An 11436-nucleotide genomic window follows, 5' to 3' on the forward strand; every position below is an offset into this window, starting at 1 on the left:
CGCCGGTCGTCAGCGCCCGCTTCCAGTTCGGCTACAGCGCCTCGCCCGTCTCGCTGTCGAAGATGTGGACGCGTTCGGGGTCAATCTTGGCCTCGAAGGGCTGGCCGTGGCGGACCTCGCGTTCGCCGTCGACGATCGCCGTCACATGCTGGCCGCCGAGTTCGAACACGACATGGCTCTGCGCGCCGGTCGGCTCCACCAGCAGCGCCGTGCCGTTGATCACCGAACCGGTTCCGATATCGGGATTGAGGTGTTCGGGGCGCAGGCCGACCGTGACCTTGCGGTCGGGCGTGAGACCGGCATGGTCGCCGGAGATTGCCAGCACCGTGCCATCGGTAAAGCGCACCGCCGGCGCGCCGTCCGCGGCGACGATCGTGCCGGGCAGAAGGTTCATCGCCGGCGAGCCGATGAAGGCCGCAACGAACAGGTTGGCCGGCTTGCGGTAAAGCTCGATCGGCGTGCCCTGCTGCTCGATGCGGCCCTGGTTGAGCACCACCACCCGGTCGGCAAGCGTCATCGCCTCGATCTGGTCATGGGTCACATAGACCGAGGTGGTCTCCACGCGCTGATGCAGCGTCTTGATCTCCGCGCGCATCTGCACGCGCAGCTTGGCATCGAGGTTCGACAGCGGCTCATCGAACAGGAACACCGCCGGATCGCGCACCACCGCCCGGCCCATGGCGACGCGCTGGCGCTGGCCGCCGGAAAGCTGCGAGGGCTTGCGGTCGAGCAACGCCGTCAGGTCCAGCATCCGCGCCGCCTCGCCAACGCGTTCCTCGATCTCGGCCTTGGGTCGTTTGGCGAGGCGCAGGTTGAAGCCCATGTTTTCGGCCACCGTCATATGCGGATAGAGCGCGTAGGACTGGAACACCATGGCGATGTTGCGCTCGCGCGGCGTCAGGTCGTTGACGATCTCACCGCCGATGGCAATTTCGCCGCCGGTGATTTCCTCAAGACCGGCGATCATGCGCAACAGCGTGGATTTCCCACAGCCCGACGGCCCGACAAGGGCGACGAACTCGCCATCCTTGATGGTCAGCGAAACGCCGTGGATGACCTCGAGAGCGCCGTAGGACTTTCTGATATTGCTGAGTTCGACGGATGCCATTTTCGACAAGCTCCCGGAGGGTTCACGATTTCACGGCGCCGGCGGTGAGCCCGGCGATGATGTGTTTCTGGGCGATAAAGAAGGCGATGATCGTCGGCAGGATGGTCAGCGTGATGAAGGCGAGCACAAGCTGCCATTCGGTCGCGAATTCGCCCTTGTAGACCATGATGCCGAGCGGCCAGGGATAGCGGCTCTCCGTGTTCAGCATGATCAGCGGAATGATGTAGCTGTTCCAGCTCTGCACGAAGGCGATGATGCCGACCGTGGCGATGATCGGCCGCGACAACGGCATGGTCACGTGCCAGAAGAAGCCAATATAGCCGCAGCCATCGACGAAGGCGGCATCGAACAGCTCTTCGGGAAGGTTGCGGAAATAATTGCGGAACAAGAGGATGCTCATGCCGAGCCCAAAGGCCACCTGCGGCAGGATCACGCCCCAGTATGTATCGAGCAGACCGAGATCACGGATGCGGATGTAGAGCGGCAGAATGGCGGTCGCCGCCGGAAACATCAGCCCGATCAGGAAATAGTTGAGCAGATAGTCCGAACCGAAGAAGCGGATATGGGCGAAGCAGAAGGCCGCGCAGGCGGCGAACACGATGGTGAGAAATACGGTCAGCACCGCGATCAGCAGTGAATTGCCCATCTGCAGCCAGTAGCGCTTCGACATCAGGATATCGGTGTAATTGCTCCACTGCCATTGATCGGGCAGGCCGAACGGGCTGCCGCGCAGATCCGGCAGCGTCTTGAACCCGCCAAGCGCGGTGGTGATGAGCGGGATGATGACAATGCCGGCAACGAGCAGCAGCGAGACATAGAGATAGGTCTGCGTACTGACATTCAGCCTGCGGCCTTCCCCGCCAGATTTTGCCGCATCGATCGGCGCGCTTTCGGAAATCTCAGTCATTTTTCATGAATATCCGTTTGTAGCTGAAGGCCAGCGTGACGCAGATGATGAACAGAATGACGCCGACGGCGCTGCCGAAACCGACCTGCATGCGGGTGACGCCGAAATTGTAGAGGAAGGTCACCATGGTCTGGGTCGAATTGGCCGGACCGCCGCCGGTGAGCGGCATGACGAGATCGAAAAGCTGCAGCGAGCCGATGACGGCGAAGAATACCGAGAGCCGCACGGTGGAGCCCAGCATCGGCAGCGTCACCAGCCGGAATTTCTGCCAGCCGGTCGCACCGTCAATGTCGGCCGCCTCCAGAATGCTGCGATCGATCGCCTGCAGGCCGGCGATGAACAGCATCATGTGGAAGCCAAAATATTTCCAGACCACGACGGCAAGGATGGCCGACATGGCGGTATCGGGGTTGGCGAGCACAAACGGCGGCTCCGCGCCGAAAAAGTGCCAGATGCCGGCGACGAGACCGAAATCGCCGTCATAGACGAAGCGCCAGATCATGCCGGCGGCGACATCGGCGAGCACATAGGGCAGGAAGAAGATCAGCCGGAAGAACAGCGCACCCTTGATCCGCTTGGTCACCATCGAGGCGAGCCACAGCGCAAGCGGCAGTTGGATGACGATCGACACGGCGATGATGAGGCCGTTATTGATCAGCGCCTTGGTGAAGGCGCTGTTGCGGAAAATGAGCTGGTAATTGCGGAAATCGACCCATTTGCTCGGCTCGCCGTAACCGTTCCAGCTGAAGAAGGAGTACCAGGCCGCCTCGCCGATCGGCAGAATGACGAGCAGCGTGAACAGCACCAGCGCCGGCGGCAGGAAGATGATCAGCACCGGCCATTTGGTGTGGGCCAGCGAGCGCCGTCTTCTGGACCTGCCCGGAGCAGGCCCGACCGGCGCGGGCAGGATGGAGTCGGTGGTCGTCATTGGCATTTTCCCGCATGCAATGCGGCGGCGGTATGCCGCCTTGCCCCGCCGCCGGGGACGGCGGCCATGGGCCTGGATCCCGGACGCCGGCGCGCGGCGTCCGGGATCAGCGCGTTACATGTTTTCCAGTTCGTAGGTGTCCTGGATCTGCTGGGCGGCATCTTCCGGCGAGGTCGCGCCGGAGACGATCGCCACGCTCATGTCGTTGACGACGGCGCCGACATTGGGGCCGAGATCCTGGTCGAGATAGTTCTGGTGCCAGGTTTCATCGGCCAGCGCCTCGGCGCTGCTCTTCAGAAGCGGATCGGTGATCGAATCGGCGACGCCGATCGTGACCGGTATGACCTTCTGAACCTCGGAAATCCTGCGGGCGACATCCGGGCTTGTATAGTATTCGAGGAATTTCTCGGTCTCGGGCGGCGCGTCCTTGGTCACGGCCCAGCCCGTCAGCCCGCCCATATTGTCGGTGACGAGGCCCGGCGCGCCCTCGATGACCGGAAAGGCGAAGCGGCCGATATTGTCTTCAGCAAGCCCCTTGCCGTCGGTGGAATTGCTGATCTGGGTCCGGCCGGTGTTTTCAAACGACAGGATCATCGCCGCGCGACCGTCGCCGAAGGCTGCGAGCGCATCGTTCCAGGTCGCGCCGAGATAGCCGTTCTGGAAGGGTTCAAGCGCGCCAAGCGCCGCAAGCTTCTCGCCGGCCGCAACGAAGGGCTCGCCGGCAAAGCCGCCATTCTCGCCGGCCTTGGCCGCCATGAAGCCGTCATGGCCCGCCTCGCGCATGGCAAGATAGCCCCAGTAGAAGTGGATCGGCCACTTGTCGCCGCCGCCGCCGGCAATCGGGGTGATCCCGGCCTCCTTCAGGGTCTGTACCGCCCCCATGAAGTCGTCCCAGGTTTCGATCGATGTGCCGTCCACCCCGGCCTTGTCGAACAATTCCTTGTTGTAGAAGAACGAGACGACGCCGTTCAGCACCGGCGCGGCCCAGACCTGGTCGTCAAACGTCATGCCTGCAATCGAAGACGGCTTCAGCGTGTCGCGCCATTTGTTGTTGTCGGCGTCGAGCGCCGGCGTAATGTCCCTGAGGACGCCGGTTTCGGCCTGCGCCTTCAGAACGCCGCCGCCCCAGGTGTAGAACAGGCTCGGGATCTCGGACGATTGCAGCAGGGTCGGCAGCTTCGCCTTGAAGGCCTGGTTTTCCAGGAACTGCATCTCGATCGTGACGCCCGGATTGGCCTCTTCGAACTCGTCGGCGACCTGGCGCCAGACTTCCACGACCGGCTCCTGATTTTCCAGATGGAGCCATTTGATGACGGTTTCGGCCGATGCCGTATTCGCCGTCGCCGCAAGGGCGGCAAAACCCGCGGCTGCAGCGCCATAACGAAGCCAATTGGCAGTGATTGACATGTTGCACTCCTCCCAAAGTACTTTTTGCACACTCCGGATTAAATAAATGGCGCGCCCTGAATTTTGTCAACCCGTAACTGCCGTCAATCGAGCAAACTGCCTTTAAAATAGCCATGCCGTGCAAAAATTGCTTGCATGGCGCGTCGGGCCGGGACTAAGAACAGGCATAAATTATTTCGTGATGCGGAAAAATTAAGCCCCTGCCCTGAACCTGCCCGACGAGCCCCATGAAGACCGCCGATCCTGAATTGATGCGAGCAATCAACCGGTTGAGCGTGCTGGACACGATCCGGCGCAACGGCCCGATCTCGCGCATCGAGATCAGCAAGCGCACAGAACTGTCGACCAGCACGGTTTCGGCGATCACCGGCTCGCTGATAGACGATGGGCTGATCCTGTCGCGGCACGAGGGCGACCTGCGCAATGCCGCCGCCCGTGGCCGCCCGCGTGTGATGCTCGAACTCAACCCGGACGCTTCGCGGGTTGTCGGCGCCAAGATCGCGGCGACGCGGATGACCTTCGTGGTGGCGGATTTCTGCGGCGAGGTGCTGTCCGAGTTTTCCCTGCCGGTGCGCATTGACCGGATGCCGATAGACGTCATCGCCGATCTGGTGGAGGACGGCGTGCGCGCCTGCGTGATGGATAGCGGGCTGACGCTTGCCGAAATCGACATGATCTGTCTCGGCATTCCCGGCGTGGTCGAGCACCGCACCGGCGTAGTGCGTTCCAGCCCGATCTTCAGCGACGAGAATGTGGATTTCGCCGCCGTCATGTCGCCGCGCTTCGGCATCCGTACGATCATCGAGAGCGATGTCCACGCCGTCACGCTTGCCCATCACTGGTTCGGCAAGGCGCGCCATCTCGAGGATATGGTGCTGGTCTCGCTGGAGCGCACGCTCGGCCTCGGCGTGCTGCACAACAGCCAGCTTTTTCGCGGCGCGGGCGGGCTCAGCCACAATCTCGGCGATCTCGTGCTCGGCAGCAGCGCCGACGGCATGTCGCGGCTGGCAAGCCTTGCCGGCGAAAGCGCGATCCTCGGCGACGGTCCGCGCGAGGGGCTTTATGCCGATGCCGTGCGGCTCGGGCGCGGCATTTCCCACGCCCAGACGTTGATCAAGGCCAAGGACGCGCAAATCATGTCGGCGGCGGAGCGCGCCGGCGATGCCATCGGCGTAACGGTCGCCAACATCGTCACCCTTTTCGCCCCGCCGCGCGTTATTCTCGTGGGTTCCAGCCTCGCGCTCGGCAAACCCTTCATCGACCGGCTGACAAAGGCCTTCAACAGCGCGATCCCGCCATCGCTCGCCGATGTCAGCGAACTGGTCTTTGACGACGCAGAGGATTTCTTCTGGGCGCGGGGAGCGGCAGCCGTAGCACTTTACGAACTGTATGAATCGCCATGGAGCACAACCGGCCCCGCGCTTTGAACGCCGGGCTTCGCGCTTTGGGAGGAGTGAGAAATGGAAAAAGTAGGTATCGGCATCATCGGATGCGGCAATATTTCGGCCGCCTATCTGAAGGCGATGGCCGGATTCGACGTTCTCGACATTCGCGGCGTCGCCGATCTCAATCAGGCGGCGGCCGAAGCGAAAGCCGCCGAGTTCAACGTGCCCGCCAGCACGATCGATGCGCTTCTGGCCGACCCCAAGGTCGAGATCATCCTGAACCTCACCATCCCGCGCGCCCATGTCGCGGTAGGGCTGAGGGCACTGGAGGCCGGCAAACACACCTATTCGGAAAAGCCGCTCGGCATTAATTTCGCGGAAGGTAAAAAACTTGCCGAGGCGGCGGAAAAGGCGGGGCTGAGGATCGGCGCGGCCCCTGACACGTTTCTCGGCGGCGGCCACCAGACGGCGCGTGCGCTGGTCGATAGCGGCGCGCTCGGCCTTGCGGTCGGCGGCACGGCGAGCTTCATGCGGCCGGGCCATGAATCCTGGCACCCCAATCCCGATTTCTACTACGATATCGGCGGCGGCCCGATGCTCGACATGGGGCCGTATTACATCACCGACTTGGTCAACCTGTTCGGCCCGGTGAAGAAGGTCGCCGGTTTTGCGACCATGCTGCGCCGGGAACGCGAGATCACCAGCGAACCGCGCCGGGGCGAAACGATTTCGGTCAAGGTGCCGACCCACATCGCAGGCACGCTGTTCTTCGAAAACGGCGCGGTGGTGCAGGTGACGATGAGCTTTGACGTGGCCGGCCACAAGCATCTGCCGATCGAGATCTACGGCACCGAGGGTACGCTGCTGGTTCCCGACCCCAACTTCTTCGCCGGCCCCGTCTCGCTGTTGAAGAAGGGCGGCGACTTCGAGGATCATCCGGTGGACCAGCCCTATGCTGACGGCAATTACCGCTCGATCGGGCTTGCCGACATGGCCTATGCGATCCGCAACGACAGGCCGCACCGGGCGAACGGCGATCTGGCGCTGCATGTGCTGGAGGTGATGGAGGCTTTCACCACCGCCGCCGAAACCGAAAAGACCGTCGGGATCACCACCACCGTCGCGCGGCCGGCGCCGCTGTCGGATTCGCTGATCGACGGCGCGCTCGGCAAATAGGCCGAACGGCGAGAAACCATCAACCCGGCCGGTAACATGCCGGCTGACGCGAGAGGAGAGATATTATGCGCGAAGCACTCATTGTCTGGGGCGGCTGGAGCGGCCACGAGCCGGAGGAATGCGCCCACATCATCCGCGACATGCTGCAGGAGGACGGGTTCAAGGTCTATCTGGAACATTCCACCGAGGCCTTCGCCGATCCGCAGATCAAGGATCTGAGCCTGATCGTTCCGATCATGACCATGTCGAAGATTGAGAAGGAAGAGGTCAAGAACCTGTCCGCGGCCGTGGAGGACGGCGTCGGCATTGCCGGCTATCACGGCGGGGCGGGCGATGCCTTCCGCGATTCGGTCGACTATCAGTTCATCATCGGCGGCCAGTGGGTCGCCCATCCCGGCAATATCATCGACTACACGGTCAATGTGACGAAGCCGGATGATCCGATCATGGAGGGGATTTCCGATTTCCCCTACCATTCGGAGCAATATTACATGCATGTCGATCCCTCCAACGAGGTGCTGGCCACCACCACCTTCAGAGGCGACCATGCGGAATGGATCGACGGCGTGGTCATGCCGGTGGCGTGGAAGCGCCGCCACGGCAAGGGCCGTGTGTTCTATTCCTCGCTCGGCCACATCGCCAGCGAGTTCCAGGTTCCGGAAATGGCGACCATCTTCCGCCGCGGCGCCAACTGGGCGGCGCGCTGAGCCGCGCGACTGCCTCTGCCATCAGTCAACAGAAAGGAAACGCTCATGGATTATCGCAGACTTGGAAACAGCGGCGCCGTGGTGACCAGTCTCTGCCTCGGCACCATGACCTTCGGCGACGAGGCCGACGAGGCGACCTCGTTCCGGCTGATGGACGCCTATGTCGAGGCCGGCGGGAACTTCATCGATACCGCCAACGTCTACTCGACCGGCCTTTCCGAGGAGATCGTCGGACGCTGGCTGAAGCAGAAGCCCGGCATCACCAAGGAGCTGGTGATCGCCACCAAGGCGCGGTTTCCGATGGGCGACGGGCCGAACCGCATCGGCCTCTCACGCAAGAACCTCGCCGAAGCGCTCGATGCCTCGCTGGTCCGCCTCGGCGTCGAGCAGATCGACCTCTACCAGCTTCACGCCTTTGACGCGCTGACGCCGCTGGAAGAATCGCTGCGCTTCCTCGACGATGCCGTCTCCAGCGGCAAGATCGCCTATTACGGCTTCTCCAACTTCCTTGGCTGGCAATTGACCAAGGCGGTCTGGATAGCAAAGTCGAGCAGCTTTTCCGCCCCGGTCACCCTTCAGCCGCAGTATAACCTTCTGGCGCGGGGCATCGAGCACGAGATCGTCCCGGCCTGCCAGGATGCGGGCATGGGGCTTTTGCCGTGGTCTCCGCTCGCCGGCGGATGGCTCTCGGGCAAGTACAAGCGCGACCAGATGCCAACCGGCGCCACAAGGCTCGGCGAAAATCCGGCGCGCGGGATGGAAGCCTATGACAAGCACAATGCCAAATCGGTGACCTGGGAGGTGCTCGGCGCGCTGGAGGACATTGCTGGCGCGCACAATGCCAGCATGGCGCAGGTGGCACTCGCCTGGCTTGCGGCGCAGCCCGCCGTCACCTCCGTCATTTTGGGCGCGCGCACAGAGGCCCAGCTTGCCGACAATCTCGGCGCGGCTGAGCTTCAGCTTTCCACGGACGAGATCAAGCGCCTGTCGGACGTTTCCCACCAGCCGATGCCGGATTATCCCTATGGAGAGGCCGGGGCGGCGCAGCGCTTCCGCAAGATCGAAGGCGGCCGTTGAGAATTTCGAGGCCGGCGGCTAGCTGCCGGCATCGCTGCTTTTTGGGGCCATGCGGGACGGGCAGTCCCGCGAGGGGGAATTTGCCATTCCGCTTGTCGGGAAATTTGACCGCGCCAAGAATCCTGATATGAACGTTTTTTGACGAACGCCTGCCAGCAGCGAACCACATCCATGCCACGTAACTTTCTTGTCGTTGATCCTGAAAAGGACATGCATGTCATCAAGGGCCTTGCAGCGCCCGCGCGCATTTCGGTCCTCAAGCTGTTGCGGCGCAAGGGCGCGCTCAATGTCAAGGAGATCGGCGAGCTTCTGGACCTGCCGCAGTCGACGGTGTCGCTGAGCGTGCAACTGCTGGAGGAGGCCGGGCTGATCCGCACCGAAAGCCAGCGGGCGCGCAAGGGCAATCAGAAGCTCTGCACCAGCATTTATGACGAGGTCGTCATCATGTTCGGCGACGCCGCCGAAGAACGCCGCAATGACGCGATCGAGGTGGCGATGCCGGTCGGCCTCTATACTGCCTGCGATGTCAGCGCGCCCTGCGGGCTGTGCACCGACGAGGGGATCATCGGGCTTCTGGATGTGCCCGATTCCTTCCTCGACCCGGCGCGCATGAAGGCGGGGCTGATCTGGTTCACGCGCGGTTCGGTGGAATACCAGTTTCCCAATAATGCCCGGCTCGACAATCGCGACGTCGCCGAGATCGAATTCTCCGTGGAGCTTTCCTCGGAGATGCCCGGCACCAATCCCGACTGGCCCTCCGACATAACGATCACCGTCAATGGCGTCGATATCGGCCTGTGGACCTCGCCCGGCGATTTCGGCGACCGCCGCGGCGTCTTTACGCCCGATTGGTGGAAGCTGAAGGGCTCGCAATACGGCATGCTGAAGCGCTTCCGCGTGACCGACGCCGGCTCCTTTGTCGACGGCGTCCGGATGTCGGATGTCTGCCTTGCCGATCTCGGGCTCGAGAAGAAGCATTCGATCCGCCTCTGTCTGAGCGTGCGCGACGACGCCCGCCACCCTGGCGGCATCAATATCTTCGGCAAGGGCTTCGGCAATTACGATCAGGATATTGTCCTGCGCCTGACGACGAGATAGCCCCGTCGGGATAAAAACCTGCCCGCACAACTCCGGAAAACCGCTTGACGAAAGGATCGATCGGGTCTTTATTATCCATAAATATTGGTTTGCACCAAAAAACAAAATTTCGGGGAGGTAGCATGCAGGCCCGCGTCACCGCGCACAAGAATTTCACCATATCCACGATCGATCCGAGGCTCTACGGCTCGTTTCTCGAGCATCTCGGACGGGCAGTATACACCGGCATCTATGAGCCTGACCATCCCACCGCGGATGAGAATGGCATGCGCCGCGATGTCATCGATCTCGTGCGTGAACTGGACACCCCGATCTGCCGCTATCCCGGCGGCAATTTCGTCTCGGCCTATAACTGGGAAGACGGCATCGGCCCGCAGAGCGAGCGCCCCACCCGCCTCGACCTTGCGTGGCGGACGGCGGAATCCAACCAGGTCGGCATCCACGAATTCGCCCGCTGGGCCGAAGCCGCCAATACCGAGATGATGCTGGCCGTCAATCTCGGCTCGCGCGGGCTCGATGCGGCACGCAATTTCGTCGAATATGTCAATCATCCAGGTGGGAGCTACTGGTCCGACCTGCGCCGCAAGAACGGCCAGGCAGATCCGTGGAACGTCAAGCTCTGGTGCCTCGGCAACGAGATGGACGGCCCCTGGCAGGTCGGCCACAAGTCGGCTGCCGAATACGGCCATCTCGCCAACGAGACCGCCAAGGCGATCCGCGCCTTCGACGACAAGCTTGAGCTGGTGGTCTGCGGCTCGTCCCACTCAGACATGCCGACTTTCCCGCAATGGGAGGCCACGGTTCTGGACGAAACCTATGATCAGGTCGACTATATCTCGCTGCACATGTATTTCATGAACTACGAGAAGAACACGCGCGAATATCTGGCGCTGCCGGAAAAGCTCGACCGCTATATCGGCACGGTCAGCGGCGTGATCGACTACATCAAGGCCAAGAAGCGCTCGAAGAAGAACGTCAAGATCTCCTTCGACGAGTGGAACGTCTGGTATCACGAGCGCGAGGCGGACGAAAAGCGCATGAAGGAGTGGGACTGGCCGCACGCGCCGGTGCTGCTCGAGGATATCTACAATTTCGAGGATGTGCTGCAGGTCGGCTGCATCATCAACACCTTCATCCGCCGTTCGAATGTGGTGAGCATCGCCTGTATCGCCCAGCTCGTGAACGTGATCGCGCCGATCATGACGGCGCCCGGCGGCGCGGCCTGGAAGCAGACGATCTATCATCCCTTCCAGCTCGCCTCGCGCTACGGTCGCGGCACGGCGCTGGCGCTCGACGTCGACTGCGCGACCTATAACGCCGATATCGCGGCAAATGTGTCCTATCTCGACATTTCCGGCGTCCACGACGCGGATGCGGGCACGCTGACCTTCTTCGCCATCAACCGTCACGGAGAGGAGCCGATGACGATTGATCTGGCGCTGGAGCGCTTCGGCGAAATCAGGTCGGTCGAGCACACGCTGATCAAGCATGACGATCTCGAAGCGGTGAATACGCAGGAAAATCCGGACAATGTCAGCCCTGTGAAGCAGGACGGCGCGAGCGTGTCTGGCGGCAAGGTTTCGATTACGGTGCCTGCCTATTCCTACTCGATGATCCGGGTGACGCTCTAGCGTCAGCCGGAC

10 protein-coding genes are annotated in these 11436 nt (G+C 62.3%); 6 read left to right on the forward strand and 4 right to left on the reverse strand.

Annotation, left to right across the window (positions count from 1 at the left end):
• Positions 1-31: 31 nt before the first annotated feature.
• The 4 genes from V6766_RS17610 to V6766_RS17625 all read right to left on the reverse strand — a co-directional run bounded on the left by V6766_RS17610 (position 32) and on the right by V6766_RS17625 (position 4350).
• The gene (locus V6766_RS17610) at positions 32-1108 is read right to left on the reverse strand and encodes an ABC transporter ATP-binding protein (RefSeq protein ID WP_448468694.1); all 1077 of its coding nucleotides are present in this window, start codon (positions 1106-1108) and stop codon (positions 32-34) included.
• Positions 1109-1130: 22 nt separating this feature from the next.
• On the reverse strand, positions 1131-2015 hold the full coding sequence (locus V6766_RS17615) for a carbohydrate ABC transporter permease (RefSeq protein ID WP_448468696.1): 885 nt from the start codon (positions 2013-2015) through the stop codon (positions 1131-1133).
• Positions 2008-2943, reverse strand: a complete 936-nt coding sequence (locus V6766_RS17620; RefSeq protein WP_448432340.1) for a carbohydrate ABC transporter permease — start codon at positions 2941-2943, stop codon at positions 2008-2010. Before V6766_RS17620 ends, V6766_RS17615 begins: the two co-directional genes overlap by 8 nt.
• Before the next feature lie 114 nt (positions 2944-3057).
• Complete coding sequence (locus tag V6766_RS17625; protein WP_448468698.1) at positions 3058-4350, reverse strand: extracellular solute-binding protein; 1293 nt, start codon at positions 4348-4350, stop codon at positions 3058-3060.
• Between the two features lie 227 nt (positions 4351-4577).
• On the opposite strand from V6766_RS17625, the gene V6766_RS17630 reads away from it, so the two are divergent.
• The 6 genes from V6766_RS17630 (at position 4578) to arfA (ending at position 11424) form a co-directional block, all read left to right on the forward strand.
• Positions 4578-5777, forward strand: coding sequence for an ROK family protein (locus V6766_RS17630; protein ID WP_448468700.1), 1200 nt, complete (start codon positions 4578-4580; stop codon positions 5775-5777).
• Positions 5778-5810: 33 nt separating this feature from the next.
• Entirely contained in the window at positions 5811-6911 is a 1101-nt protein-coding gene (locus V6766_RS17635; RefSeq protein WP_448468702.1) for a Gfo/Idh/MocA family protein, read from the forward strand.
• Between the two features lie 65 nt (positions 6912-6976).
• Positions 6977-7618 (forward strand): ThuA domain-containing protein, encoded by a 642-nt coding sequence (locus V6766_RS17640; RefSeq protein WP_448468704.1) that lies wholly within the window; start codon positions 6977-6979, stop codon positions 7616-7618.
• A gap of 45 nt (positions 7619-7663) precedes the next feature.
• Positions 7664-8695: an aldo/keto reductase gene (locus tag V6766_RS17645; RefSeq protein ID WP_448468706.1), complete on the forward strand. Its 1032-nt coding sequence runs from the start codon at positions 7664-7666 to the stop codon at positions 8693-8695.
• A 171-nt stretch (positions 8696-8866) separates the two neighbouring features.
• A complete protein-coding gene (locus V6766_RS17650) occupies positions 8867-9793 on the forward strand; it encodes an ArsR/SmtB family transcription factor (RefSeq protein ID WP_448468708.1) in 927 nt (308 codons plus the stop codon).
• A 122-nt stretch (positions 9794-9915) separates the two neighbouring features.
• Positions 9916-11424, forward strand: a complete 1509-nt coding sequence (gene arfA / locus V6766_RS17655; protein ID WP_448468710.1) for an arabinosylfuranosidase ArfA — start codon at positions 9916-9918, stop codon at positions 11422-11424.
• The last annotated feature ends 12 nt before the right edge of the window (positions 11425-11436 follow it).

Source organism: Martelella sp. AMO21009 (assembly GCF_053484295.1).

Excerpts from the sequence above, each read along its gene's own strand:
- V6766_RS17610 (WP_448468694.1), bottom strand. The coding sequence starts at position 1,108 with ATGGCATCCGTCGAACTCAGCAATATCAGAAAGTCCTACGGCGCTCTC.
- V6766_RS17615 (WP_448468696.1), bottom strand. The coding sequence starts at position 2,015 with ATGACTGAGATTTCCGAAAGCGCGCCGATCGATGCGGCAAAATCTGGC.
- V6766_RS17620 (WP_448432340.1), bottom strand. The coding sequence starts at position 2,943 with ATGACGACCACCGACTCCATCCTGCCCGCGCCGGTCGGGCCTGCTCCG.
- V6766_RS17625 (WP_448468698.1), bottom strand. The coding sequence starts at position 4,350 with ATGTCAATCACTGCCAATTGGCTTCGTTATGGCGCTGCAGCCGCGGGT.
- V6766_RS17630 (WP_448468700.1), top strand. The coding sequence starts at position 4,578 with ATGAAGACCGCCGATCCTGAATTGATGCGAGCAATCAACCGGTTGAGC.
- V6766_RS17635 (WP_448468702.1), top strand. The coding sequence starts at position 5,811 with ATGGAAAAAGTAGGTATCGGCATCATCGGATGCGGCAATATTTCGGCC.
- V6766_RS17640 (WP_448468704.1), top strand. The coding sequence starts at position 6,977 with ATGCGCGAAGCACTCATTGTCTGGGGCGGCTGGAGCGGCCACGAGCCG.
- V6766_RS17645 (WP_448468706.1), top strand. The coding sequence starts at position 7,664 with ATGGATTATCGCAGACTTGGAAACAGCGGCGCCGTGGTGACCAGTCTC.
- V6766_RS17650 (WP_448468708.1), top strand. The coding sequence starts at position 8,867 with ATGCCACGTAACTTTCTTGTCGTTGATCCTGAAAAGGACATGCATGTC.
- arfA (WP_448468710.1), top strand. The coding sequence starts at position 9,916 with ATGCAGGCCCGCGTCACCGCGCACAAGAATTTCACCATATCCACGATC.